This is a genomic window from Rhizobium sp. PAMB 3174, assembly GCF_052908375.1.
Genome location: NZ_CM128608.1, coordinates 2,292,144 through 2,316,029 on the forward strand (window position 1 = coordinate 2,292,144; position 23,886 = coordinate 2,316,029).

Sequence of the window (23,886 nt, forward strand, 5' to 3'; positions counted from 1 at the left end):
CGACCCCGCGCGCCTGGCAGCGCATGCTTTCCGGCCGACGGCTCGACCTTCTCGACCCCTCGCCGCTCGATGTCGAGATCGCCGACATCGCCCACGGCCTCGCCCGCGTCGCACGCTGGAACGGCCAGACACGCGGTGACCATGCCTTCTCCGTCGCCCAGCACAGCCTGATCGTCGAAACCATCTTTACGAAGAGCTGCAAGACGACCGCGCGCGACCGGCAGATGGCGCTGCTGCACGATGCCCCGGAATATGTGATCGGCGACATGATCTCGCCGTTCAAGGCGGTGGTCGGCGGCGGCTACAAGACGGTCGAGAAGCGGCTGGAGGCAGCGGTGCACCTGCGCTTCGGCCTGCCGCCGCATCCGACGGCCGACCTCAAGGCCAGGATCAAGAAGGCGGACCAGGTCGCGGCCTACTTCGAGGCAACCGAGCTCGCCGGTTTCGATCCGGCGGAAGCACGCCAGTTCTTCGGCCAGCCGCGCGGCATCACGCGCGACATGCTGCTCCTTGAGCCGCTGCCGGCGACCGAAGTCGAGCGGATCTTCTGCGCGCGGTTTGAAGCGATCGAGGCCGAGCGCAAGGCCGAGGGTCCGTAATGCCGCGCATCGTCGTCTCGCCGCTCGCGCGGATCGCGGAAATGGCCGTCCGGCACCGCTCGCGCGAGATGATCAGCCTGGTCGGCGAAAGCCAGAAATTTCACCGTCCGGCGGTGATCTCAGGCGATCGCCATCTGCGGCTCGACGTCAATGACATCACCTTCGCCTCGAAGACCGAGGGCCTGATCGCGCCACAGGAGGCGCATGTCCGGTCGATTATCGACTTTGCGCGGGACTGGGACCAGAGCGCGCCGCTGCTCGTTCATTGCTGGATGGGGGTATCGCGCTCGCCGGCGGCGGCGGCGATCGTCGCCCTCGCCCTGCGGCCGGATCTGGACGACTTCGCACTCGCCGAAGACTTGCGCCGGGCCTCGCCCTTCGCAACGCCGAACACCCGCCTGATCGCCATCGGCGATTCTGTGCTCGGCCGCCAAGGCCGGCTCGTCGAAGCCATGGCGTCCATCGGCCGGGGCGCCGATGCTGACGGCAATGCGCCGTTCTCGCTCGATTTTGGCTGATACCTGGCCAGGAAACGCCAATAATTCCTCAGCTTGTTTGACTTCGAGGTGCCTGCGCCCTTTATAGGTCTCTGACTCCGCCCGAAAGACCAACTGAGGACGAAGGAATATGGAAAACCTCTCCGCGGATGCCATCGGCTCGAAGGCCAACGACATTCTGCTCTCCACCTCCACCCTGATCGATTCCCTGGCCACGCTAATCGTGTCCTACGCCTTCTCGACCGTGGGCGCGATCCTGATCCTGATCATCGGCTGGATCGCCTCCAGCCTGTTCAGCCGATGGACCGAAAGCGCGCTCGGCCGTGTCCGCGGGCTGGACGCAACCGTCATCAACTTCCTCGGCAACATCGTCCGCTACGGGGTCCTCATCATCGTCGTGGTCATGGTGCTCGGCCAGTTCGGCGTGCAGACCACCTCGATCATCGCCGCCCTCGGCGCCGCCGGCCTCGCCATCGGCCTTGCCCTGCAGGGCACGCTGCAGAACATTGCCGCCGGCATCATGCTTCTGGTGCTGCGCCCGTTCCGCAACGGCGAGTATATCGACGCCGGAAATGTATCGGGCATCGTCCAGCAGATCGGACTGTTCGCCACCGAATTCAGGACGCCGGACGGGCTTTATCGCCTGGCGCCGAATTCGTCGCTGTGGAACGTCTCGATCACCAATTACAGCCGCCAGAAGACCCGCCGCAACGACCTGACGATCGGGATCGGCTATGAGGACGACATCGAGCTGGCGCAATCGATCCTGATGGACATGGCCAATGGCGACGAGCGCGTGCTGCCCGATCCGGCGGCCGAAACCTTCGTTGCCGAACTCGGCGACAGCGCCGTATCGATCACCCTTCGCTACTGGACGATGAGCGCCGACTGGTGGCCGACAAGCCGGCATTTCACCAAGACGGCAAAGCTGGAGTTCGACAAGCGTGGCATCTCCATTCCGTTCCCGCAGGTCACCTACACCGTGGCGGCCGCGGACGGGACACCTGCTCCGGTCGACAAGGAGCAGGACAAGACGACCGGCTGACCTGCCGAATCGAGGGAGACCGCCTTCTCCCGGAAGAAACAGAAAACCGGCCACGAAAGACGCGGCCGGTTTTTGTCTTCATGATGCGCCGTCATCCCGGCCCGGCAGGGCCTAGGCGTCGGCTTCGGCAACCTCGTTGGTCGTGCTGGAGATGGCACCAAGAAGATCGGACAGCGAATAGGTGCTGTCCTCGCCCAGCGTCATCATCTGGACGCCGCCGGGCGGCGGGCCCGGACGGTTGCTCTTCATGGCGTCACCAAGCGCCTCGGTGGTCAGTGAACCCGTGCCTTCGCTATCGAAGGAATTAAACAGCGTGGTGGCGTCTTCCTCGGAGACTTCATCCGGGCGGGCGGCCACGAATTCCTCAAGGGTTACGCTGCCGTCCTCGTCGCTATCCATCGCACTGACGAGGTCGTCGTCGCCATCACTGTCCTCGGACGGCGGGCCACCCGGAGGCGGACCTCCCGGTCCACCCGGCCCACCCATCGGCGGCGCCGGCCGGCTGGCATCCATGGCGTCGGCAAGCGCCTCCGTCGTCAGCGAACCGGTGTCCTCGCTGTCAAAGGAGTTGAAGAGCGTCGTGGCGTCCTCTTCGGATACCTCGTCCGGACGCGAGGCGACAAACTCCTCGAGCGTCACACTGCCATCCTCATCGGAATCCATCGAGGAGACCAGGTCAGTCGTCGACAGCTGGGGCGATGCCAGCGTATCGGACATGCTCATCATCATCGACATCATGTTGCCGGAAAACTTCGACGTCGCGCTGTCGCTGTCGAATTCCATCGCCGGTGGCGTGGGCGGCATGGAGGACGTGGCAGAAGCCGCCGTCGACGCTGCCGCTTCCGTGCTTTCCTTGTCGGTTCCATTGATCTTGGACAAATAGAGATAGTTGCTGCTTCCCGCAGCGGACACGCTGGTCATTAAAAAAGCCCCCGTAAAAATATTCTCTGAAATCCTGCGGGACAGAATACGAAACCAGGACTGATGAATCGCTAATTTGAGTCGCCTTTTCCGGCAAAAAAAATTGTTAATTGCCACAATCAGCAATTGACACGTTTCGAATCGAATTTTTGTTAATATTTATTAACCTCTCCGGCCATATCGCGCGAAAAACCCATTCCATCTTAGGGGCGATGTCGACGGCCACGTCTCGAGCGGCCGCGCATCCTGCGTCAATCTGTCGCACTCATTTCGTGCGATCAGTATATGCACGGACTGGTCGAAACATCGCACAGCGATCCCCGGATTGCGTTCGCAGCCGTCGGCCTATAATCAATAGCGGTCAGATTCGCCGATTGGGAGGAACGATCCACCGATGCTGACTGCCCTGGCCTTTGCGCCGCACCAGGCGATTGCCGAACAGCTTCTGCCTCATCTCGACGCCGGCAATGACGGGTCGCACGACCTTGCCCATATCCAGCGCGTCTTCCGCAATGCCTTCCGAATCCAGGCGGTGGAGGGCGGCAATACCGAGGTGCTGGCCGCGGCCGTGCTGATGCATGACTGCGTGTCGGTGGAAAAGAATTCGCCGCTGAGAACCCAGGCCTCGCGGCTCGCGGCCGAAAGAGCGGCAAGGGTCCTTGGCGATCTCGGCTGGGCTGACGCCGACCTCGATGCGGTGGCGCATGCCATCCTCACCCACAGCTTTTCGGCCGGAATTCCACCTGAGACCCTGGAAGCGAAGATCCTGCAGGATGCCGACAGGCTGGACGCAATCGGCGCCATCGGCGCGGCACGCTGCTTCTACGTCGCCGGACGGATGGGCTCGGCGCTCTATGACCCCGCAGATCCGCGCGCGGACGATCGCCCGCTCGACGACAAGGCCTTTGCCATCGATCATTTCGAAGCCAAGCTTTTCAAGCTCGCCGACGGTTTCCAGACGAAAGCGGGGCAGGATTTCGCCCGCGAACGTCACGACCGGCTGGCACAATTCCTTCAACACTTTCTCGACGAACTATAGGACGGTCCCATGCAGGTCAGTGATCTCTTCATCTACCCGCTCAAGAGCGCGCGCGGCATCCGCCTGCCCTATTCGAAGGTTGACGCTTTCGGTCTCTCCGGCGACCGCCGGATGATGATCGTCGACGGCAATGGCCGGTTCATCACCCAGCGCGAACTGCCGTCGCTTGCGCGCATCGACGCGCGCCCCGGTGCGACCTCGCTGCTTCTGACGATGGAAGGCAAGGGCGAGCTTCTGGTGGCGCCGCCGCAGCCGGACCACCGCATGGAGGTCATGGTCTGGAAGTCGCGCGTCAACGCGGCGATTGCCGACGACGGCGTCAATGCCAAGCTTTCGCAGTGGTTCGGGACGGAGGTGAAGCTTGCCTTCTTCGACGCCGACGCGCATCGCGAGGCGAGCGTCGACTGGGCCGGCGAAGGCACGCCCGTCACCTTTGCCGACGGGTTCCAGGTGCTGGTGACGACCACCGGCTCGCTGAACGCCATCAACGCCAACCTGCACGGCCAGGGCCTGCCCACGGTGCCGATGGACCGGTTCCGTCCGAACATCGTCGTCGACTGCGAGGAGCCCTTCGCCGAGGACCGCTGGGCGGCCATCGAGATCGGCGGCATCCGCTTCGATTTTGTGAAGCCCTGCGTGCGCTGCGTGATGACCACCCAGGACCAGAAGACCGGCTCGCGCGAGATCGCCGACCCGATGCCAGCCCTTCGCAAGCTGCGCATGTCGGCGGACGAGCGGATCAAGGGCGTGCTCTTCGGCTGGAACGCCGTGCCGCGCGGCGAAGGCCGTATCTCGGCCGGCGACGAGGTGCGCGTAATCGACGAGCGGGGCAGCGGCTGGAAGCTTCGGGCGGCCTGAACCATCAAATTTCCTGATCAAAGATTCAAATCTAATCGCTTGGCGTGATTAGTGCGCCGTATATACTTCAGTCTCAGAGAATACTGGCTGGCTGAGGGGACAGTTCCATGCAGAAGACCGCCACACACCCGATGCCCTGGGCTCTGATCATCGCGGGATCGCTGATCTCGATCATGACCTTCGGACCGCGCTCGGCCATGGGCTTTTTCCAGTTGCCCATGTTGTCGGAAACCGGCTGGGACCGCTCCACCTTCGGCCTTGCCATGGCGATCCAGAACCTGTTCTGGGGTCTCGGCCAGCCGTTCTTCGGTGCGCTGGCGGACAAATACGGCACCGCCAAGGTGCTCATCATGTCCGCCCTCCTCTATGCTGCCGGGCTCGTGATGATGGCGAGCGGACATTCCATCGCGCTCCTGCATCTGGGCGGCGGCGTGCTGATCGGCCTTGCGATCGCCGCCGGTTCGTTCAGCGTCATCCTGTCGGCATTTGCCCGCAACGTGACGGCCGACCAGCGCTCCTTCGCCTTCGGCATTGCGACCGCCGCGGGATCGGCCGGCATGTTCCTCTTCGCGCCGCTCACCCAGGGGCTGATCAATGCGTTCGGCTGGTCGGAATCGCTGATCATCTTCGCCGCCATGATGATCGTCGTGCCGTTCCTCGCCATCCCGCTGAAGGGCAATGCCAGGTCCGGCAGCCAGTCGCACACCCAGTTCGAGCAGACGGTCGTGCAGGCGCTGAAGGAAGCGCTCGGACACCGCTCCTACCTGCTCCTGACCAGCGGCTTCTTCGTCTGCGGTTTCCAGGTGGCGTTCATCACCGCGCATTTCCCGGCCTATATCGGCGACATCGGCATCGACGCGCGCTACGCGGTGATCGCCATGGCGCTGATCGGCTTCTTCAACATCATCGGCTCGCTCGCCGCCGGTGCCATCGGCCAGCGCCGCTCCAAGCCCTACATGCTGTCGCTGATCTATATCGGTCGCTCGATCGCGGTCACGGCTTTCCTGCTGCTGCCGCAGACGCCACTGTCGGTCATCATCTTCGCAAGCGTCATGGGCCTGTTGTGGCTCTCCACCGTGCCGCCGACCAACGGTCTCGTCGCCATCATGTTCGGCACACGCCATCTCGGCCTGCTCGGCGGCATCGTCTTCCTGTCGCACCAGATCGGTTCGTTCCTCGGCGTCTGGATGGGCGGCTATCTCTACGACAAGTTCGGCTCCTACGACGTCGTCTGGTGGCTCGGCGTGGTGCTCGGCCTGTTTGCGGCTGTCGTTCACTGGCCGATCAAGGAAGAAGCGATCGCCCGGCCGCTGGCTGCGGCCTGACATTTCCTGAGACAATGATTCATCGCCGGCGCGCAAGCGCTTGAGGGGGAATCTTTTTACGGGCGGCCGCAACCGTCAGGAATTCGCCTTCAGGCGTTTTCGCCGGTAGCCGCCTGCCTTGCCCTCAACGCCTTAAGCGCCGCCTGGATGAAGCCGTCGCGGGCGCTGGCGACCTCGATGCCGCGCGGCTCGTAGACGTGGCGGTTGAGGAAATAGCCGGTCAGGCGGAAGGCTTCGGCGAGCGTATCGCAATTGGCGGCCTTGCGGTGGTCGGTACGCAGGAAGGGCGGCAGGGCCAGCATCCGGTCCCGGTACGGATCACCGGCCGGGCGGCTGACCGCCCTGCCCGATTTCGGCGAGACATAGACCAGTTCCTCGCGGCTGCCGGTCGCAGCACAGCGTTCGAGATCAAGCCCGAAGCCAAGGTCGTCGAGCACGGCTAGCTCGAAGCGGACGAAGAGCTCGCCCGCGTCGGCCGGATCCTCCATGTTTTCGAGGATTACGTCGAGCGCATCGAAGAGGTGCGGATGCGGGTCGCGTTCGGGAAGCAGGCGCAGCAAGGCACCCATGGCCTGCACGCCGTAGACAGAGGTCGCCGCCTCCATCAGCCGGGCGGCGCGCAGCCGCTGCGGCTCGACCCGAAACTCGCCGAGGTGTTCGTCAAGCCGCGCGCGCCATGTGACCTCGACCAGATTGCCGGGCTGCAGCACCGGCTGCATCGAGCGGGAACGCCCTCCCCGGACGAGGCCGAGATGGCGTCCTCGGTCGCGCGTCATCACCTCGGCGATGACGCTGGTTTCGCCATGCCGCTTGATGCCCAGAACGATCGCCTGATCCTGCCATTGCATGGAAAATCCTTATCACCGCCGGAGAACCAAAGCACCGGCAAAACGTTGTATCAGAGCCCGGCCAGATAGGTTTCCAGCATAACGCGCCAGTCGGCCATCGCCTTTTCCTTCGCTTCGCCGGACCTGTCCTCGTCCAGCTGCACATGCGCCTTCATGAGCTGCAGCACGACGATGGCAGACGATTCGGATATTTCCTTCGAAAGAGACGGACGCCAGAGGCGCAGGATGCCGGCGATTCGGGCACGGATCGCGCCGCGGAAATAGCCCGGTCGCGCATCCGGGCCGCGCCAGCGCATGTCGAGAAGCCCGATCGCCAGACGCCGTTCGCTGGACAGCGCCAGAAAGACATCGAGGAGCGCATGAGCGAGATCCGGCGCCGCCATATCCCGAACCTTGGCGGCGATCCGGTCCAGCCGCTCGAACACGTGCTCGCCGTAGCGCTCGATCAGCGCATCGGCCAGAACGTCCTTGTTGGGAAAGAACTGATAGAGCGAGCCGATCGGCGCACCGGCGCGGGCGGCGATCTCGGTCATGGTCGCCGCCGCAAAGCCGCGTTCCTCGAAGACGGATGCGCCGGCCTCGAGAAGCTGGGCGACCCGCTCCTTGCCGCGTTTGCGCTTCGGCGCCTTGGCGACAGCTGGGGAATTTTCTTCCAACGAAGCTCCGGTCATTGACTTTTATGAGGCCATCTTCATATAAATTTTGCGAGGACATCCTCATATAACGACATGTCCCGCTCCTGGTCCAGCCCCACCCAAGCATCTGCCCATCACGGATTGCCTCCCATGATCTTACTTGATCCCAAGACCACCGCTCTCGTTCTCATCGATCTGCAGAAGGGCATCGCCCTGGGACGCACGCTTGCGCCGCACAGCGGCGACGACGTCATTGCGCGCGGCAAGGCGCTCGCGACCCGCTTCCGCAAGGCCGGTTCGCCTGTGGTGCTGGTCAATGTCGGCTGGCATGCGGATTTCGGCGACGGCCTGAAGCAGCCGGTCGAGGAACCGATGGCGCGGCCGGCTGGCGGCCTGCCCTCGGACTGGAGCGATCTCGTTGACGGCTTGGCGGAGCCCGGCGACCTCAGGATCACCAAGCGCCAGTGGGGCGCCTTCAACGGCACGGAACTCGATCTGCAATTGCGCCGTCGCGGCATCAGGACGATCGTACTCGGCGGCATCGCCACCAATTTCGGCGTGGAATCGACCGCGCGGCAAGCCTATGAACTCGGCCACGAACTGGTGATCCTAGAAGACGCCTGTTCTACGATGAGCGAGGACATGCACGCCTTCCCCTTCCGCTACGTTTTTCCTAGGATCGCGCGCATCGCCACCTCCGCAACGGTCGAACTGACCCCCGCATGACGACACCCGTTCCTCCCGACGGCAAGCAGGAACCCGCCCCGCCCGCCGGACTTCTGACCGATGTCCCCGCGCCGGCAAAATGGCTATTGCTGCTGGTTCTTTCCGCAGCGCTCGCCGGCGCATTCGAATATGTCCATCTGCCGGCTGCCCTTCTTCTCGGGCCGATGATCGTGGCGATCCTGTTTGCGGTCAACAGCGCGCGCATGGCGGTTCCGCGCCTGCCGTATCTCGCCAGCCAGTCGCTGCTCGGCGCCATGATCGCCCAGTCGCTCGACGGCAAGGTGGTGCAGCGCTTCCTTCAGGACTGGCCGATCTTCGTGTCGGTGGTGTTCGCCATCATCTTGGCAACGTCGCTTCTGGGCTATGTGCTGGCCAAGCGTCAGGTCCTGCCCGGCAGCACGGCCGTCTGGGGAACCTCGGCCGGCGGTGCGTCCGCCATGGTGCTGATGGCCGAGGCCTACGGGGCCGATGCACGCCTCGTCGCCTTCATGCAATATTTGCGGGTCGTCTGCGTGGCGAGCACGGCGGCCGCCGTCGCCGCTTTCGTCTTTCACCTCAAGGGCGGGCAAGCGCCGGCCTTCGTGCTGTTTCCGCCGGTCGACTGGCTCGGTTTCTGCGAAACGATGGCGGTCACCGCCGTTTCGGCCTATGCGGGCTTCAAGCTGCGCATCCCCGTCGGCAACATGCTGGTGCCGATGTTCGTCATGGGTGCGCTGAACTCGTTCGACATCATCGCCATCACCTTGCCGCCATGGCTGCTGGCAATCGCCTACGGCATCATCGGCTGGCGGATCGGGCTCGCCTTCACCCGCCGGCTGCTGCGGCATGCGGCGCGCGCATTCCCGCAGGTCTTCCTGTCGATCGTGCTGCTGATCTCGTTCGGTGCGCTGCTCGGCAGCCTGTTGTGGCTGATCCTCGGCGTCGACCCGCTGACGGCCTATCTCGCCACCAGCCCCGGCGGGCTCGATTCGATCGCCATCATCGCGGCCTCGACGCATGTCGACCTGCCGCTGGTGATGACCATCCAGACGGTGCGCTTCGTCTTTATCCTGACGCTGTCGCCGAGCATATCCCGCTTCGTCGCCAGCCGCGTCTGAGAGGCGCGGCGGTCAGCCGGTGGGGAAATCGAGACCCATTTCGCGGAAGCGGGCCGGGTCGTCGCCCCAGTTCTCACGGACCTTGACGAACAGGAAGAGGTGCACGGGCTGCTCGAGGATGTCGGAGATTTCCTTGCGCGAGGCCATGGAGATCGCCTTGATGGCCTCGCCGTTCTTGCCGAGTGCGATCTTCTTCTGGCTGTCGCGTTCGACATAGATCACCTGCTCGATGCGCACCGAGCCGTCCTTGCGCTCTTCCCACTTCTCCGTCTCGACATGCGAGGCGTAGGGCAGTTCCTGGTGCAGGCGCAGGAACAGCTTCTCGCGGGTGATTTCCGCCGCCAGCTGGCGCATCGGCAGGTCGGAAATCTGGTCTTCCGGATAGTACCACGGACCCTCCGGCAGGCGCTTGGCGAGAAAGTCGAGGACGTCCTTGCAGCCCGAGCCATTGGCCGCGGAGATCATGAAGGTCTCCTCGAAGGCAATGCGCTCGTTGGCTTCCGACGCCAGCTTCAAAAGCGCGTCCGGCCGCACACGGTCGATCTTGTTGAGGACGAGGATCTTCGGCTGATGGACTTCCTTCAGCCCTTCGAGGATCGCCTCGGCATCACCCTTCAGGCCACGCTCGCTGTCGACCACGAACATGATCAGGTCGGCATCCTTGGCGCCGCCCCAGGCCGACGTCACCATCGCCTGGTCGAGCTTGCGCCGCGGCTTGAAAATGCCGGGCGTGTCCATGAACACGATCTGCGCGTTGTCGTGAATGACGATGCCGCGCACGATGGCGCGGGTCGTCTGCACCTTGTGGCTGACGATCGACACCTTGGCGCCGGCGAACTGGTTGACCAGCGTCGACTTGCCGGCATTGGTGGCGCCGATCAGGGCGACGAAGCCGGAATGGGTCGGCCGCTCTGCGGCTTCGTTCTGTGTGTTGTTTTCTTCAGTCATCTGCTTTTCCGCCGTCTTCCGGCTGCCAAACCCCTTCACGCTCCAGAAGCCGCGCGGCGGCGACCTGCTCTGCAGCGCGCTTGGAGCGGTCCACGCCGGACACGGGCTCAAGGCCCGGGATCTCGACGACGACCGTGAAACGGGGATCATGATCCGGTCCGGACCTGTCTTCAATACGATAGGACGGCGTCACCGCATATTTCGCGTGCGCCCATTCCTGCAATTCGGTCTTGGCGTCGCGGCGCGCGCCATCGGCGCTGGCCGCACGCTTCTTCCAGTTCCTCAGGATGAAGCTTCGCGCCGGTTCGAGGCCACCGTCCAGATAAAGGGCGGCGATCAGGCTTTCGACCACGTCGGCGCGCACGTTCATCATCCGCTTGCCCGTCAGCTTCTTCACGTCCGATCCGGCGCGAATGAAGCGGTAGAGCTGCAGCTCGTCGGCGATCTCGGCACAGGTGCCGGCGCTGACAAGCTGGTTGAGGCGGACCGAGAGCTCGCCTTCATTGGCGGTCTCGTAGAGCTCGAACAGCAGTTCGGCGATGCACAGGCCGAGAACCCGGTCTCCGAGGAATTCGAAGCGCTCGTAGTTGCCGGCCTTCACCTGGCCGACAGAGGCATGCGTCAGGGCGCGTTCAAGATGCGACCTGTCGCGGAACACGTGTCCGAGCAATGTCTCGACCGCGACGCGGTCGGCTTCGGTGAGCCTGGGGCTCCTCGTCATTGAACGCCCTTGAACAGGCGATCCCAGCGCATGTTCGCCGGCCACTTCCAGAACTCGAGGAACGAGGTGTCGTTGCCGATCGAGAAGAAGATGAAGCTGGCGCGGCCGACCAGATTTTCAGCCGGCACGTAGCCGACGTCGAAACGGCTGTCGAGCGAGTTGTCGCGGTTGTCGCCCATCATGAAATAGTGGCCGGCCGGAACGATGAATTCTCGGGTGTTGTCGCCGGCCGAATCCGGACGCGCGTCGAGCGTGTCGTAGGTCTTGCCGTTGTCGAGCGTTTCCCGGTAGACCGGAACATCGACGCCGGGATCATTGCGGTAATCGGACGTGAACGTGCCGTCGGGCTGGCGCGGAACCGGCTCGCCGTTGACGTAAAGAATGTCGTCCTTGACCTGGATGTGATCGCCGGGAAGGCCGATCAGCCGCTTGATGTAGTCGATCTGCGGGTTCGGCGGATAGCGAAAGACGACGACATCGCCGCGCTTCGGCTCGCTCGAGAAGATGCGGCCGGAGAACAGATCCGGCGAGAACGGCAGAGAGTAGCGCGAATAGCCGTAGGCATATTTGTTGACGAAGATGTAATCGCCGACAAGCAGCGTCGGCATCATCGAGCCGGACGGAATGGTGAACGGCTGGAACAGCACCGTGCGGATAATCACAGCAAGCAGCAATGCCTGTACGAACACCTTGATGTTCTCCCACAGGGCGTTTTGCTCCTTCTTTTCAGCTTTCTCGAACACGCGTCTCTTTCCTTTGCAATGAATTTCGAGCTTCTCTGTAGTCTTTTCGATTGCGCCGGGCAAGGCGCGTCACCCGGGGCGAGCCGCTAAATGGGGCACTATGTCCCACCCGCCGGCATCGCCTCCCGGCTTCAACCCGAAGTGGGCCTCGCCTCGATCACCACGAAGGCCTGGGCATAGGGCGGCTCGTCCGTCATCGTCAGATGCACGACCGCCTCGTGACCCGGCGGAGTGAGCGCAGCAAGCCGCGCGGCGGCCCCTCCGGTTAGCTCCATGACCGGCCCGCCGTCCTGGCGGTTGACGACGCCCATTTCCTTCCAGAAGACCCCCATGGCAATCCCGCTGCCGAGCGCCTTGGCACAGGCCTCCTTGGCGGCGAAGCGCTTGGCGTAGGCGGCAATGGCGTTGCGTCCATGGCCCGCCTTCTGCTTTTCAATTTCGGTGAAAATACGGTCGGTGAAGCGGTCGCCGAAGCGCTCCAGCGATTTCTCTACGCGGCGGATATCGATGAGGTCGCTGCCAATACCTATGATCATGCGATGGCCTTCATCCGGCGGTGCCTTTCATGGGCCGCCCGCGATACGCGAGCGTTCACACACTTTGGATATTGCCGACACCGCCGGCCATGCGCGCCTTTGCGCGTTCGGCCAGGCGCTGGCGGCGGCGGCTCTGGAAGCCGCGGACGGCGTAGTAGGTCGCGATATAGACCGCCACGGCGCTGACCAGGCCGAGCGGGATTGCGCCGATCAGCATGGGTTTCAGCACCGGATCCCAGAGCGCGAAGAAGTCGCGATGCTCTAACATCCGGAAGAGATCCAGACGGCCACCGCCACCGCGATGCCCATGGCCGAGGATGATGTGCCCCACTTCCCAGGTCGAAGCCCAGATGAAGGGGAAGGTCAACGGATTGCCGAAGGCCGTACCGAGAGCGGCGGCAACCATGTTGCCCGCCACCAGATAGGCGATCACGAAAGCGAGAATGAAATGGAAGCCCATGAACGGCGTCCAGGACGAAATGACGCCTGCGGCAACGCCGGCGGCGACGGCATGCGGCGACGCCGTCAGGCGCAACACGCGCATGCGAAAATAATGAAACGGACGCAGGAAGCCCTTGCGCGGCCACAAAAGGCCTTTGACACCGTCTAGAAAGCCGGCCGGTTTACGTCGTCTGAACAGCATGATGTCATTTATGTTTGCAGCCATACCTCTGGCAAGGGTCGATAACGCAAAAGTGCGTCCGGTTCGTGTCTCGGATCCACCAACCCCGCCGCTCATATCCTCTTACGTCGCGCTTTGCAAAGAAAGTGTTTCGCTCGCGCAAAACGGCAAACGCCTCCCGTTCGGGAGGCGTTTGCCGTTTGTCAGTCCTGAGGCGTCTTCCGGGCCGAAGCCCGCGCATTCTTAGTAGAAATGCTTGAAATCGCCGCGGTCAATGGTGCGCTGGCGCATTTCCAGGTCAACGCGATCGCGTGCCTGGCTCAGATACTTGAGCTCCATCTCGTGAATGCTTTCAGGACGAAGGCTCTTGGCGAACTTGCGGATCGACTTGAACATCTTGCTTTCCTCTCGTCATCAAATTCTTGTCTCGAGTAGGAATATGCGGTCTGCCGGCCGATTTTACTACAGCCAGCAATCGAAGGCAGCCGTGCGTTTGCTGCATAGCACAATTAACGCGACATCAATGTGTGCAGCGCAGCATCCACTCAATCGTAGACGCGCTTGACCGTCGCGATACAGTCGAGATCCTTCAGCTGGGCCAAAAGCTGGTTCAGCTGGCGCAGATCCCAGACCTCCAGATCGATCGCCATCTCGGTGAAGTCGGTGGCAATCCGCACCATGTTCAGCGTCTTGATGTTGACGTCCTGGGTGGCGATCGTCTGGGCGACGCGCGCCAGCGTACCCGGCTCGTTCAGCGCATTCAGAAGCACGCGGGCGGTAAAGCGGGTCTTGTTGGCTTCGTCGAGATCCCAGCGCACATCGATCCAGCGCTCCGGCTGGTCGTCGAACTTCTGCAGGGCGGATGCCTGGATCGGGTAGATGGTGATCTGCTTGTCGTCGCCCATGATGCCGACGATGCGGTCGCCGGGAACGGCGCCACAGGCGGAAAATCCGACATTGATGTCGCCGGACAATCCGCGGATCGGCAGGACGCCGGCTTCCAGCTCGTCTGACTTGCCCTTTTCGTGGCCGGGGACGCGGAAGGCCATGCCGGTCACGCTGCGCACGTTGAACCAGCCCTCGTCGCTGGCCGGCTTCACGGTCACGCGCTCGTCCTGGTAATCGGGGAACACGGCGCGCAGGACGTCGAGCGACGACAGCTCGCCGCGACCGACGGTGGCGATCACGTCTTCGCTGTCCTTGTGGCCGAGCCGGTGCAGGACGGGTTTCAGAGCCTCGCGGGAAAACTGCTTGCCGGCGCGTTCGAAGGTGCGCTCCAGGATGCGGTAGCCGAGGCCGCCATACTGCTTGCGGATCGCCATGCGGGTGGCACGACGGATGGCCGCGCGCGCCTTGCCGGTGACGACGATTTCCTCCCAGGCGGCCGGCGGAACCTGCACGCCGGAGCGGATGATCTCCACCTCGTCGCCGTTCGACAGCCGGGTGACCAGCGGCATGATGCGGCCGTTGATCTTGGCGCCGACGCAGGTATCGCCGACATTTGTGTGGACGGCATAGGCGAAGTCGATCGGTGTTGCGCCGCGCGGCAGGGCGATCAACTTGCCCTTCGGGGTGAAACAGAAGACCTGGTCCTGGAAGAGTTCCAGCTTGGTGTGCTCGAGGAATTCTTCCGGATTGTCGCCCTCGGCCAGCGCCTCGATCGTATGGCGCAGCCAGGAATAGGCGTTGGTTTCGCGCGACAGCGGATCGCCGTCGCCCTCCCCGTCCTTGTAGAGCGCGTGGGCGGCGATGCCGTATTCGGCGATCTCGTGCATGCGCCGCGTGCGGATCTGCAGCTCGATGCGCTGGCGGGACGGGCCGACGATCGTGGTGTGGATCGACCGGTAGTCGTTCTGCTTCGGCGTCGAGATGTAATCCTTGAAGCGGCCGGGCACCACGCGCCAGCGGGTGTGCACGATGCCAAGCGCCCGGTAGCAGGCGGGAATGTCGTTGACGATCAGCCGGAATCCATAGAGGTCGGACAACTGTTCGAAGGACAGCGACTTCGACTGCATCTTCTTGAAGATCGAATAGGGCTTCTTCTGCCGACCCTTGACGACGGCCTCGGTGATGCCGTTGGCGATCAGGAGATCGCGCAGCTCTTCCTCGATCTTTCGGATCAGGCCTTCGTTGCGCTCGGAAAGCTCGGCCAGCCGGCGGGTGATGGTCTCGTAGGCTTCCGGATTGAGATTGCGGAAGGACAGGTCCTCCAGCTCGTCGCGCATGTCCTGCATGCCCATGCGGCCGGCGAGCGGCGCATAGATGTCCATCGTCTCTTCGGAGATGCGCATGCGCTTGTCTTCACGCATGTGCTCCAGCGTGCGCATGTTGTGCAGACGATCGGCGAGCTTGACGAGAAGCACGCGGACGTCGTCGGAAATCGCCAGCAGCAGCTTGCGCAGGTTTTCCGCCTGCTTGGCCTTCTTGGTGACGAGGTCGAGCTTCTTGAGCTTGGTCAGCCCCTCGACCAGCGCGCCGATGTCCTCGCCGAAGAGTTCGTCAATCTCGGCGCGGGTGGCGGTGGTGTCCTCGATCGTGTCGTGCAGCAGCGCGACCGCGATGGTCGACTCGTCGAGCTGCATTTCGGTGAGGATGGCCGCGACTTCGAGCGGATGGGAGATGTAGGGGTCGCCGCTCGCCCGTTTCTGCTGGCCATGCTTCTGCATGGCATAAACATAGGCCTTGTTGAGTAGCGCCTCATTGGCGTCCGGCTTGTATTTCTGTACGCGCTCAACGAGCTCGTATTGACGCATCATCCCAAGGCTACTCCGGAGACATTTCACATGTCGCGCCGCCGGCTTCCGGCCGGCATGCGCAAATCAAAAAGTGCGCCAATCATAGGATTGGCGCACGGAAATTCAAATGCAAAAGCCGGATGCGCGAAGCATCGCAGACGACGATCAGTAGTCGTCGTTCTTTTCCGGCGGCACGAGGCCTTCGATACCGGCCAGCAGTTCTTCTTCCGACATGCTGTCGAAGGTGATCTGCTCGGGCGCATCCTCTTCCGTTTCGGCGCCGCCGAAGACGTCTTCCGCGCGGCTGGCCGACTGGGTTTCGACGTCGGCTTCCGGCTCGTCCACTTCCACGTGCTTCTGCAGCGAGTGGATCAGGTCTTCCTTCAGATCGTCGGGCGAAAGCGTCTCGTCGGCGATTTCGCGCAGAGCCACGACCGGGTTCTTGTCGTTGTCGCGGTCGATCGTGATCGAATTGCCCTGCGAGATCTGGCGGGCACGGTGGCTTGCGAGCAATACCAGCTCGAAGCGGTTATCAACTTTATCGATGCAATCTTCTACTGTGACACGGGCCATTGCCTGTCCTTTGTGGTCGAAATTTCAGGAGTTGCCCCCGCGATACAGACAACTGCGGAAAATTTCAAGTTTTTCCTGCCCGACCCGCACGAAAGCGACAAATTCATAGGGGAAACCGCATACCTCAACCTGAGCGGGCTTGGAATGGCGCCCCTCCTGCCCTAGATGAAAACAGAGAACCCCGAATAATTACGATTGTGCGACAAGCTTTAGCAAAGTATCGATGAGCAGGTAAACCAACAAAAATTTAACTAATTGATTAAAAAAGGATGAGGAAGCATGTTTGACCCAAGAGAGAAGATTGCACTTTTTATAGACGGTGCCAATCTTTATGCAGCCTCGAAAAGCCTCGGCTTCGATATCGATTATCGCAAGCTGCTGAAAGCTTTTCAGAAGCGCGGTTATCTTCTGAGGGCGTACTATTATACGGCCCTCATAGAAGACCAGGAATACTCGTCTATCCGTCCGTTGATCGACTGGCTGGACTATAACGGCTACAAGGTCATCACCAAACCTGCGAAAGAATTCACGGATTCTATGGGCCGCAGGAAGATCAAGGGCAATATGGACATCGAGCTGGCCATCGACGCGATGGAACAGTCGGCGACCGTCGACCATCTGGTGATCTTTTCCGGCGACGGCGACTTCACGACGCTGGTCGAAGCGCTGCAGCGCAAAGGCCGCAAGGTTTCCGTCGTCTCGACGATGTCGACCCAGCCGCCGATGATCGCCGATGACCTGCGCCGCCAGGCCGACCACTTCATCGATCTCGTATCGCTGAAGGCCGAAGTCGGACGCGACGCCGCCGACCGCCCGGTCCGCCAGACCGAGCCGGTTGCCAGCGAATACGAGGACTGACCGCGGCTCACTGGATTTCCGGAAGCAATTTGCGCAGCCGGTGCCCGTCGCCTTTTCTGCGCTCCTCCAGCACGTCCAATGACCAGATCCTGTCCAGCCTGAAGTGGCGGATATCCTGGCGCAGGTCGCACCATGCGGAGAGGACGACCGCGCCGACGAAATAGGCCAGCATCAACGGCAGGATGCGACGCACCGTCTCGTTTCCCAGTTCGTCCCGGTACGTGATTTCGAGCATCCGCTCCTCGCGGATGGCGGCGCGCATGAGCGCCGGATCGAAACAACCTGGCGGAATCTCGTGCCAGCCGGATGCCGCGACGATCGGATCCAGCACCAGCGTTCTCAGACGTCCCTCAAGGCCAGCGGAAATCCTGTCGCGCGCCCGCGCGGCAGCCGCCACAAGCTCTCCGTCTCCCGTCCGGCCGACGAGGGCCAGTCCGGTCAGGATGGCATCGATCTCGCCCGCCTCGAAGGTCAACGGCGGCAGGCTGTAGTCCGAACGCAGGATATAGCCAATCCCCGCCTCCCCCTCGATCGGAACCCGCATCGCCTGCAAGGCGGCGATGTCGCGATAGACGGTACGCTGATGCACCTCAAGGCGGGCCGCCAGCTCGACCGATGTCAAGGCGCCGGACGCGCTTCGCAAGATCTGAATGATTTCGAACATCCGATCCGATCGGCTCACTGCATTCGTCTCCCGTCTGCGGATTTCGGTTGCAATCTAGCACAGTCCCTGCTGACAGTATGCTGTCAGCACAGGTGTGTTTGATTGCGCCGACACAACGAGGTAACGACACATGGTGCTGACTGAAACGGACGCCGCGGCAATGGCCGGCGCGCGCGCAAGACGGATCGAGGGCATTCTCCTGACGGCATGCGCGGCAGCACTCTGGAGCCTCGCCGGATATTTCACCCGAGCAATCGAAGCCGACACGATGACGCTCTTGTTCTGGCGTTCGACGCTGGCGACGGTCTGGATCGTCGGCTATCTCGCCTTGCGGGAAGGCCGGCAATCGCTGAAGGCCGTCTCCGCCATGCCCTGGCAGGGCTGGCTCTATGTCGGACTGACCGGGCTCAGCATGCTGCTGTTCCTGACGTCGATGCGCCACACCAGCATTGCGCGCGTCTCCGTCATCTACGCCACCGTGCCGGTGATCACCGCGCTCCTCGCCTACGCACTCTTCCGGGAGAGGCTGCGACCGGCGGCGCTGGTGGCGGGCGCGTTCGTCGTCATCGGCGTGATCATCATGTCGGCGCCGGATGGCAGCGGGCATCTGAGCGGCGATCTCGAGGCGCTCGGCATGACCATCGGTTTTGCCCTGATGACGATCATTTCCGGCCGTTACAAGGCGATCCCGGCCTTGCAGGTCACCGCGATCTCGACCTTCCTGACGGCGTTGGCCTCACTGCCGGTCGCCAGGCCCGCCGCCACCAGCGCGACCGATCTGGTTCTCATCAGCCTGTTTGCGTTGACGTCGCTGGCAATCGCGCCGGTCGTCTTCTTCCGCGGCGCGCGGCTGCTGGCACCGGCCGAGACGTCATTGGTTGGGACGATCGAAACACCGCTTGCGCCGCTCTGGGTCTGGCTCGCCTTCGGCGAAACGCCGACGGGCCGGACGCTCATCGGCGGCCTTGTCGTGATGGCAGCCGTGATCGGCTATCTCTATTCGGGACTGCGACGGCAAAAGGCTGCCGCTCAGCCGTGATCCTTGAGCAGCCGGCTCTTCTGGCGGTTCCAGTCGCGCTGTTTCTCGGTCTCGCGCTTGTCGTGCAGCTTCTTGCCCTTGCCGAGCGCCAGCTCCATCTTCGCCCTGCCCTTTTCGTTGAAATAGACCTTCAACGGAATGAGCGTCATGCCTTCGCGGTTGACGGCGGCGCGCAGACGGTTGATCTCACGCTTGCTCAAGAGAATCTTGCGGCGGCGGCGCGGCTCGTGGTTGAACCGGTTGGCCTGCAGGTATTCCGGCAGATAGGAATTGATCAGCCACAGCTCGCCATCCTCGTCGGAAGCGTAGGATTCGGCGATGTTCGCCTTGCCTTCGCGCAGCGACTTGACCTCCGTGCCGGTGAGCACGAGGCCGGCTTCGTAGGTGTCGACGATCTCATAGTTGAAGCGGGCCTTGCGGTTTTCCGCAACGATCCGTCCGACCCGTCTCTCGCTTCCCTTCGGTGCCATCTTTCCAATTCCAGTCTTTCGAATGCCGACGCCCGTATTCCGAGAAGAACACGGGCGTCCATGCATTACAAATATGTCGCTGACCCGGCTTTTTAAAGCCCGGTCAGTTTACCAGCCCCGCGTGCTTCAAGGCTGCGTCCATCGCGGCTTCCGTCGACGGCTCCAGCGCGCTCATCAGCGGCGAGCGCACCGTGCGGCCCATGCGGCCGAGTTTCGACAGGCCGTATTTCGCGCCACAGACGCCGGGTTCCATGAAGATCGCCTTGTGCAACGGCAGGAGCCGGTCCTGATATTCCAGCGCGCCGGCAAAGTCGCCCTTGCCGAGCAGCGCCTGGAACTCGGAACACAGGCGCGGCGCCACATTGGCAGTCACCGAGATGCAGCCGACGCCGCCATGGGCGGCATGGCCGAGGGCTGCAGCATCCTCGCCGGACAGCTGGATGAAATCCTTGCCGCAAGCGGCACGCTGTTCCGACACGCGCTCGATATTGCCGGTCGAATCCTTGACGCCGACGATGTTCTTGTAGGTCTTCGCCAGATGCGCCATCGTCGCAACGCTCATGTCGACGACCGAGCGCGGCGGGATGTTGTAGATGATGATCGGCAGGCTGATTGACTCAGCCACGGCGGAGAAATGCGCAATCAGGCCCTTCTGCGTCGGCTTGTTGTAATAAGGCGTGACGACGAGAACGGCATCCGCCCCCGCCTTTTCGGCGTGCTGGGCGAGATCGATCGCTTCGCGGGTGTTGTTGGAGCCGGCGCCGGCGATCACCGGCACGCGTTTTGCCGCCACTTCGATGCAGAGTTCCACGACACGTTTGTGTTCGGCATGCGAAAGGGTCGGCGATTCACCCGTGGTTCCAACCGGAACCACACCGGTGCTTCCTTCCGCGATCACCCATTCGACGTGTCTGGTAAAAGCGTCTTCATCAATGTCACCCGTTTCTTTGAACGGTGTGACCAAAGCGGGCATAGACCCCTTGAACATGCATCACTCCCCACGGCCGCAAAGACGTTCATCCTTCAGCCGCATTCGCTGTGTAAAACTCGCGCACCATAGTGTGCGGCGTGTGCCGCGACAAGCGCCGATTTCGGAGATATCCAGCGGGTTTGCCGCGGTTTTCACGAATATTTTCCGGCCCGTGCGCATTGCCATAAGGTTTCGTTAACCACCCTGCTGCTCAATCAAGGAATGACCGCACTGCTACGCAAGCACTGGATGAGAACGACGGCCCTGGCGCTTCTCGGCGCTGGCCTCCTCTATTCCCTCATAGAAGGACCGGCGCAGGGCTCGACCGAAGCGCTGGCGAATGTCGCCACGGCCGCCGACCAGAAGATCCTGCCGCCGTCCATGGAAACCACCGGCGCCATTCCCACGCTTCAACTGGCCTCCGCCACGGTGAGCGACCTGAAGACGGGGCTCGACGCGCTTTCCAACAAGGACATTGCCGGGGCACGCACCATTCGCGACGGCCTCGCCCTGCATTCGATCGACCGCCACATCCTGACATGGTCGATCGCCATGTCGGCTGCTGGTTCGATGTCGTCCGACGAAGTCGCGGCGGCGTCCGAAGAGCTCGCCCACTGGCCGGGCCAGGATCTGCTCGCCAGCCGCTACGAGCAGGCGCTGTTTCGCGAAAACCCGCCCGCCGAAACGGTGATCGCGAAACTCGGTGACAAGACGCCGGGCACGCCGGAAGGCGCGCGGCTGCTCGCGCGTGCCTATGTCACCCTCGGCAAGACGGATCAGGCTCATGCCGTTCTCGCCCGGCTCTGGACCTCGGAGACGCTGGACGTAAGCACCGAAGACGCCATTCTCGACGAGTTTCCTGATCTGCTCGGCGAGGCCAACAATCGCACGCGCATGCAATACCTGCTCTACCGGGGCAAGATAGAGCAGGCGGAACGCTTTGCCCGGCTCGGCAAGGCCTGGTCGCTGTTCCAGGCCTGGAGGGCCGTTGCCGCCAAATCCTCGAACGCCGAGGCGCTGATTGCCGCCGTCGACACCTCCTGGGCGAAGGATCCCGGCTATCTCTATATCCGCGTCGTCAACGCGCAGCGCAAAGACCGGTACGAGGAAGCCGCCAGGCTCCTGAAGTCGATGCCCGATGATCCCGCCGCGCTCGTCGTTCCCGGAGAGTGGTGGGACGAGCAGCGGATCGTCGCGCGCGGCCTTTTCGAAGCGGGCAAGCCGAGGGAAGCCTTTGACGTGGCTGCGGCCCACACCGCCGCAAGGCCGGTCGACAAGGCGGATGCTGAGTTTCATGCCGGCTGGTTTGCCCTGGTCGGCCTGAAGGACGGCGCGCTCGCCGCCCCGCACTTCCAGAAGATTCTCGACGCCTCCGACGGACCGATCTCGCAATCGCGGGCCTGGTACTGGCTTGGACGGGCTGCCGAGGCCGGTGGTCCGGGCAAGGCAGACGACTATTACCGCAAGGCGGCCGGTTACAGCGCCACGTTCTACGGGCAACTCGCCGCCGCGCGCCTCAAGCAGCCGGGCCTTGCCGTGGTGCCGCCATCGGCAACCATGGAGGATCGCCACCGTTTCCAGTCGAACGAGGCGGTGCAGGCGATCGCGCGGCTCGAAGCGGCCGGATATGGCTGGCGGGCCGAGAGCCTTTACCGGGCACTCGCCCGGCAATTCTCCAGTTCCGGAGAATTGGCGCTGCTCTGCGAGCGGGCGGAGCGCGAGCACAGTCATCAATTGTCGCTGCAGCTCGGCAAGATCGCCCAGTCGCGCGGCGTGGATGTCACGGCACTCGCCTTCCCTGTCGGTGCCATTCCCGACGACGCCGACATTTCCGGCTCCGGCAAGGCGCTGGCCTACGCGATCGCCCGCCAGGAAAGCGCCTTCAACCCCGCCGCTATCTCGCCGGCAAACGCGCGCGGCCTGCTGCAGCTACTCCCGGGTACGGCCAAGGAGATCGCCGGTCGCTACGGCCTTGCCTATTCGCAGGACCGGCTGACCACGGACGCCGGCTACAACGCCACGCTCGGCGCCCATTTCCTCGGCGAACAGATCGACAGTTTCGGCGGATCCTTCATCCTCACCTTTGCCGCCTACAATGCCGGGCCGAACAAGATCCCCGAATGGATTTCGCGATTCGGCGATCCGCGCGGCATGCCGCTCGACGACGTGATCAACTGGATCGAGATGATTCCCTATCCGGAGACGCGCAACTACGTGCAGCGGATCATGGAGAACTACGAGGTCTACAAGGCACGGCTCGGTGAACGGGCCGACATCGTCGCCGATCTCATGGCCGGCGCCAATATCCGCATGAAATAGGGCTTGCTCCCCTTCCCTGCCTCACGCATCTTTGCCCGATCACGGGCGAACCGGGCGATGTTGCGCGGCCGAATCACGGAGGAAGGTATGGCAGCGGACTACGACACGGGCTTCAGCGAGCATCACTTTCGCACCAATGACGGCCTGAAGCTCTATGTTCGGCGCTATGCTGCCGCCAATGGCCACGACGACCTGACGCCGGTCGTCTGCCTGCCGGGACTGACCCGCAACAGCCGTGACTTTCATCAGCTTGCGCTCGTGCTGTCGCAGTGCGATATGGGCCCAGCACGCACGGTTTACGTCTTCGACTATCGCGGCCGCGGCCGTTCCGAATGGGCAAGCGACAAGGCGAGCTACAATATCCTCACGGAAGCCGACGACGTGGTGGCCGGCTGCGCCGCACTGCAGGTCGACAAGGCCGTTTTCATCGGCACGTCGCGCGGCGGGCTGATCCTGCATGTGCTGGCCGGCCTGCGCCCGACGCTGATCGCCGGAACGATTCTCAACGACATCGGCCCGGTGATCGAAGCGGCGGGCCTGGCCCAGATCCGTTCCTACCTGTCGCGGGGCGCCAGGCCGAAAACCTGGAAAGAGGCCGCCGATATCCTGAAAGAGACGCATGGCGGCAGCTTCACCGTGCTGGCGGAGAGCGATTGGCAGGACATGGCGCACGCCATCTACGCGCCGCGCGGTCGCAAGATTGCCGCAGACTACGATCCGGCGATCGCCAAGCAATTGATGAACATCAATTTCGATGCACCGCTGCCGGCACTCTGGCCGCAATTCGAGGGCCTGACGGCGTTCCCGATGATGGTGATCCGCGGCGCCAATTCGACCCTGCTGTCGGCTTCGACGCTTGAGGAGATGCAGAAACGCAATCCGAAGGCGCAATCCATCACGATCGACGGCCAGGGCCATGCGCCGCTCCTGCATCTCGGCAGCCTGCCGCACCAGATTGCCGGATTCCTCGGCCAGATCGACTGATAGTCTCGAGGCCCTCCCGCCCGACACCCGCAGCCTAGCATCGCCGTCGGCCTATCTGCCCCCAGCGAATAACGGCTTGCCGATGTCACAATACAAAGGCCACCAAACGCAGAA

Annotated in this window: 26 protein-coding genes; 12 read left to right on the plus strand and 14 right to left on the minus strand. The window is 62.9% G+C overall.

Going from position 1 to position 23,886, the window contains the following annotated elements; translation table 11 throughout:
• Positions 1-23: 23 nt before the first annotated feature.
• The 3 genes from ACU5AY_RS10960 to ACU5AY_RS10970 all read left to right on the plus strand — a co-directional run bounded on the left by ACU5AY_RS10960 (position 24) and on the right by ACU5AY_RS10970 (position 2,141).
• A complete protein-coding gene (locus ACU5AY_RS10960) occupies positions 24-599 on the plus strand; it encodes a YfbR-like 5'-deoxynucleotidase (RefSeq protein ID WP_446825906.1) in 576 nt (191 codons plus the stop codon).
• Positions 599-1,117: a tyrosine phosphatase family protein gene (locus tag ACU5AY_RS10965; protein WP_446826229.1), complete on the plus strand. Its 519-nt coding sequence runs from the start codon at positions 599-601 to the stop codon at positions 1,115-1,117. The genes ACU5AY_RS10960 and ACU5AY_RS10965 overlap by 1 nt, the downstream gene beginning before the upstream one ends.
• Positions 1,118-1,250: 133 nt before the next feature.
• Positions 1,251-2,141, plus strand: coding sequence for a mechanosensitive ion channel family protein (locus tag ACU5AY_RS10970; RefSeq protein WP_446828994.1), 891 nt, complete (start codon positions 1,251-1,253; stop codon positions 2,139-2,141).
• A 111-nt stretch (positions 2,142-2,252) separates the two neighbouring features.
• Here ACU5AY_RS10970 and ACU5AY_RS10975 read toward each other — a convergent pair whose 3' ends face one another.
• Entirely contained in the window at positions 2,253-3,062 is an 810-nt protein-coding gene (locus ACU5AY_RS10975) for an EF-hand domain-containing protein (protein ID WP_446826230.1), read from the minus strand.
• Between the two features lie 394 nt (positions 3,063-3,456).
• On the opposite strand from ACU5AY_RS10975, the gene ACU5AY_RS10980 reads away from it, so the two are divergent.
• From ACU5AY_RS10980 to ACU5AY_RS10990, 3 genes are all read left to right on the plus strand, one after another.
• Entirely contained in the window at positions 3,457-4,101 is a 645-nt protein-coding gene (locus tag ACU5AY_RS10980; protein ID WP_446826231.1) for an HD domain-containing protein, read from the plus strand.
• 9 nt (positions 4,102-4,110) lie between these two features.
• The gene (locus ACU5AY_RS10985; RefSeq protein WP_446826232.1) at positions 4,111-4,959 is read left to right on the plus strand and encodes an MOSC domain-containing protein; all 849 of its coding nucleotides are present in this window, start codon (positions 4,111-4,113) and stop codon (positions 4,957-4,959) included.
• A gap of 107 nt (positions 4,960-5,066) precedes the next feature.
• Positions 5,067-6,284, plus strand: coding sequence for an MFS transporter (locus ACU5AY_RS10990; protein ID WP_446826233.1), 1,218 nt, complete (start codon positions 5,067-5,069; stop codon positions 6,282-6,284).
• An 89-nt stretch (positions 6,285-6,373) separates the two neighbouring features.
• On the opposite strand, the gene recO is transcribed toward ACU5AY_RS10990, so the two are convergent.
• Positions 6,374-7,132 (minus strand): DNA repair protein RecO, encoded by a 759-nt coding sequence (gene recO / locus ACU5AY_RS10995; protein ID WP_446826234.1) that lies wholly within the window; start codon positions 7,130-7,132, stop codon positions 6,374-6,376.
• A 50-nt stretch (positions 7,133-7,182) separates the two neighbouring features.
• Positions 7,183-7,788: a TetR/AcrR family transcriptional regulator gene (locus ACU5AY_RS11000; RefSeq protein WP_446826235.1), complete on the minus strand. Its 606-nt coding sequence runs from the start codon at positions 7,786-7,788 to the stop codon at positions 7,183-7,185.
• Between the two features lie 129 nt (positions 7,789-7,917).
• Here ACU5AY_RS11000 and ACU5AY_RS11005 point away from each other — a divergent pair, with 129 nt between their 5' ends.
• On the plus strand, positions 7,918-8,493 hold the full coding sequence (locus ACU5AY_RS11005) for a hydrolase (protein WP_446826236.1): 576 nt from the start codon (positions 7,918-7,920) through the stop codon (positions 8,491-8,493).
• On the plus strand, positions 8,490-9,590 hold the full coding sequence (locus ACU5AY_RS11010; RefSeq protein WP_446826237.1) for an AbrB family transcriptional regulator: 1,101 nt from the start codon (positions 8,490-8,492) through the stop codon (positions 9,588-9,590). The genes ACU5AY_RS11005 and ACU5AY_RS11010 overlap by 4 nt, the downstream gene beginning before the upstream one ends.
• Positions 9,591-9,602: 12 nt before the next feature.
• On the opposite strand, the gene era is transcribed toward ACU5AY_RS11010, so the two are convergent.
• From era to rpoZ, 8 genes are all read right to left on the minus strand, one after another.
• Positions 9,603-10,538, minus strand: coding sequence for a GTPase Era (era, locus tag ACU5AY_RS11015; protein ID WP_446824765.1), 936 nt, complete (start codon positions 10,536-10,538; stop codon positions 9,603-9,605).
• Positions 10,531-11,259: a ribonuclease III gene (gene rnc / locus ACU5AY_RS11020; RefSeq protein WP_446824766.1), complete on the minus strand. Its 729-nt coding sequence runs from the start codon at positions 11,257-11,259 to the stop codon at positions 10,531-10,533. Before rnc ends, era begins: the two co-directional genes overlap by 8 nt.
• Positions 11,256-12,002 carry a signal peptidase I gene (lepB, locus tag ACU5AY_RS11025; RefSeq protein WP_446824767.1) on the minus strand — a complete coding sequence of 249 codons (747 nt, stop codon included), beginning with the start codon at positions 12,000-12,002 and terminating at the stop codon, positions 11,256-11,258. Before lepB ends, rnc begins: the two co-directional genes overlap by 4 nt.
• Positions 12,003-12,133: 131 nt before the next feature.
• Complete coding sequence (gene acpS / locus ACU5AY_RS11030) at positions 12,134-12,538, minus strand: holo-ACP synthase (protein ID WP_446826238.1); 405 nt, start codon at positions 12,536-12,538, stop codon at positions 12,134-12,136.
• Between the two features lie 55 nt (positions 12,539-12,593).
• Entirely contained in the window at positions 12,594-13,181 is a 588-nt protein-coding gene (locus ACU5AY_RS11035) for a DUF2062 domain-containing protein (protein ID WP_446826239.1), read from the minus strand.
• A 222-nt stretch (positions 13,182-13,403) separates the two neighbouring features.
• On the minus strand, positions 13,404-13,556 hold the full coding sequence (locus ACU5AY_RS11040; RefSeq protein WP_261930651.1) for a DUF3563 domain-containing protein: 153 nt from the start codon (positions 13,554-13,556) through the stop codon (positions 13,404-13,406).
• Positions 13,557-13,705: 149 nt separating this feature from the next.
• Positions 13,706-15,916: a RelA/SpoT family protein gene (locus tag ACU5AY_RS11045; RefSeq protein ID WP_446826240.1), complete on the minus strand. Its 2,211-nt coding sequence runs from the start codon at positions 15,914-15,916 to the stop codon at positions 13,706-13,708.
• 144 nt (positions 15,917-16,060) lie between these two features.
• Positions 16,061-16,468: a DNA-directed RNA polymerase subunit omega gene (gene rpoZ, locus ACU5AY_RS11050; protein ID WP_446824771.1), complete on the minus strand. Its 408-nt coding sequence runs from the start codon at positions 16,466-16,468 to the stop codon at positions 16,061-16,063.
• A 279-nt stretch (positions 16,469-16,747) separates the two neighbouring features.
• Between rpoZ and ACU5AY_RS11055 the strand changes: the two genes are divergently transcribed.
• Positions 16,748-17,326 carry a LabA-like NYN domain-containing protein gene (locus tag ACU5AY_RS11055; protein ID WP_446824772.1) on the plus strand — a complete coding sequence of 193 codons (579 nt, stop codon included), beginning with the start codon at positions 16,748-16,750 and terminating at the stop codon, positions 17,324-17,326.
• Positions 17,327-17,333: 7 nt separating this feature from the next.
• Here the strand turns inward: ACU5AY_RS11055 and ACU5AY_RS11060 are convergent, their stop codons facing one another.
• Positions 17,334-18,008, minus strand: a complete 675-nt coding sequence (locus tag ACU5AY_RS11060) for a helix-turn-helix transcriptional regulator (RefSeq protein ID WP_446824773.1) — start codon at positions 18,006-18,008, stop codon at positions 17,334-17,336.
• A 112-nt stretch (positions 18,009-18,120) separates the two neighbouring features.
• Between ACU5AY_RS11060 and ACU5AY_RS11065 the strand changes: the two genes are divergently transcribed.
• Positions 18,121-19,029, plus strand: a complete 909-nt coding sequence (locus tag ACU5AY_RS11065; RefSeq protein ID WP_446826241.1) for a DMT family transporter — start codon at positions 18,121-18,123, stop codon at positions 19,027-19,029.
• On the opposite strand, the gene smpB is transcribed toward ACU5AY_RS11065, so the two are convergent.
• Entirely contained in the window at positions 19,020-19,499 is a 480-nt protein-coding gene (smpB, locus tag ACU5AY_RS11070; RefSeq protein ID WP_446824775.1) for an SsrA-binding protein SmpB, read from the minus strand. The two genes, ACU5AY_RS11065 and smpB, sit on opposite strands and share 10 nt — an antisense overlap.
• Before the next feature lie 103 nt (positions 19,500-19,602).
• Entirely contained in the window at positions 19,603-20,487 is an 885-nt protein-coding gene (gene dapA, locus ACU5AY_RS11075) for a 4-hydroxy-tetrahydrodipicolinate synthase (protein WP_446826242.1), read from the minus strand.
• Positions 20,488-20,718: 231 nt separating this feature from the next.
• Here dapA and ACU5AY_RS11080 point away from each other — a divergent pair, with 231 nt between their 5' ends.
• The gene (locus ACU5AY_RS11080; protein ID WP_446828995.1) at positions 20,719-22,788 is read left to right on the plus strand and encodes a transglycosylase SLT domain-containing protein; all 2,070 of its coding nucleotides are present in this window, start codon (positions 20,719-20,721) and stop codon (positions 22,786-22,788) included.
• Positions 22,789-22,875: 87 nt separating this feature from the next.
• Positions 22,876-23,772 (plus strand): alpha/beta fold hydrolase, encoded by an 897-nt coding sequence (locus tag ACU5AY_RS11085; RefSeq protein WP_446826243.1) that lies wholly within the window; start codon positions 22,876-22,878, stop codon positions 23,770-23,772.
• Positions 23,773-23,886 lie beyond the last annotated feature (114 nt).

Excerpts from the sequence above, each read along its gene's own strand:
- ACU5AY_RS11085 (WP_446826243.1), top strand. The coding sequence starts at position 22,876 with ATGGCAGCGGACTACGACACGGGCTTCAGCGAGCATCACTTTCGCACC.
- ACU5AY_RS10985 (WP_446826232.1), top strand. The coding sequence starts at position 4,111 with ATGCAGGTCAGTGATCTCTTCATCTACCCGCTCAAGAGCGCGCGCGGC.
- rnc (WP_446824766.1), bottom strand. The coding sequence starts at position 11,259 with ATGACGAGGAGCCCCAGGCTCACCGAAGCCGACCGCGTCGCGGTCGAG.
- acpS (WP_446826238.1), bottom strand. The coding sequence starts at position 12,538 with ATGATCATAGGTATTGGCAGCGACCTCATCGATATCCGCCGCGTAGAG.
- dapA (WP_446826242.1), bottom strand. The coding sequence starts at position 20,487 with ATGTTCAAGGGGTCTATGCCCGCTTTGGTCACACCGTTCAAAGAAACG.
- ACU5AY_RS11045 (WP_446826240.1), bottom strand. The coding sequence starts at position 15,916 with ATGATGCGTCAATACGAGCTCGTTGAGCGCGTACAGAAATACAAGCCG.
- era (WP_446824765.1), bottom strand. The coding sequence starts at position 10,538 with ATGACTGAAGAAAACAACACACAGAACGAAGCCGCAGAGCGGCCGACC.
- ACU5AY_RS11005 (WP_446826236.1), top strand. The coding sequence starts at position 7,918 with ATGATCTTACTTGATCCCAAGACCACCGCTCTCGTTCTCATCGATCTG.
- ACU5AY_RS11055 (WP_446824772.1), top strand. The coding sequence starts at position 16,748 with ATGTTTGACCCAAGAGAGAAGATTGCACTTTTTATAGACGGTGCCAAT.
- smpB (WP_446824775.1), bottom strand. The coding sequence starts at position 19,499 with ATGGCACCGAAGGGAAGCGAGAGACGGGTCGGACGGATCGTTGCGGAA.
- ACU5AY_RS11080 (WP_446828995.1), top strand. The coding sequence starts at position 20,719 with ATGAGAACGACGGCCCTGGCGCTTCTCGGCGCTGGCCTCCTCTATTCC.
- ACU5AY_RS10990 (WP_446826233.1), top strand. The coding sequence starts at position 5,067 with ATGCAGAAGACCGCCACACACCCGATGCCCTGGGCTCTGATCATCGCG.
- ACU5AY_RS10980 (WP_446826231.1), top strand. The coding sequence starts at position 3,457 with ATGCTGACTGCCCTGGCCTTTGCGCCGCACCAGGCGATTGCCGAACAG.
- ACU5AY_RS11065 (WP_446826241.1), top strand. The coding sequence starts at position 18,121 with ATGGTGCTGACTGAAACGGACGCCGCGGCAATGGCCGGCGCGCGCGCA.
- ACU5AY_RS10975 (WP_446826230.1), bottom strand. The coding sequence starts at position 3,062 with ATGACCAGCGTGTCCGCTGCGGGAAGCAGCAACTATCTCTATTTGTCC.
- rpoZ (WP_446824771.1), bottom strand. The coding sequence starts at position 16,468 with ATGGCCCGTGTCACAGTAGAAGATTGCATCGATAAAGTTGATAACCGC.
- ACU5AY_RS10960 (WP_446825906.1), top strand. The coding sequence starts at position 24 with ATGCTTTCCGGCCGACGGCTCGACCTTCTCGACCCCTCGCCGCTCGAT.
- ACU5AY_RS11035 (WP_446826239.1), bottom strand. The coding sequence starts at position 13,181 with ATGCTGTTCAGACGACGTAAACCGGCCGGCTTTCTAGACGGTGTCAAA.
- ACU5AY_RS11010 (WP_446826237.1), top strand. The coding sequence starts at position 8,490 with ATGACGACACCCGTTCCTCCCGACGGCAAGCAGGAACCCGCCCCGCCC.
- recO (WP_446826234.1), bottom strand. The coding sequence starts at position 7,132 with ATGCAATGGCAGGATCAGGCGATCGTTCTGGGCATCAAGCGGCATGGC.
- ACU5AY_RS10965 (WP_446826229.1), top strand. The coding sequence starts at position 599 with ATGCCGCGCATCGTCGTCTCGCCGCTCGCGCGGATCGCGGAAATGGCC.
- ACU5AY_RS11040 (WP_261930651.1), bottom strand. The coding sequence starts at position 13,556 with ATGTTCAAGTCGATCCGCAAGTTCGCCAAGAGCCTTCGTCCTGAAAGC.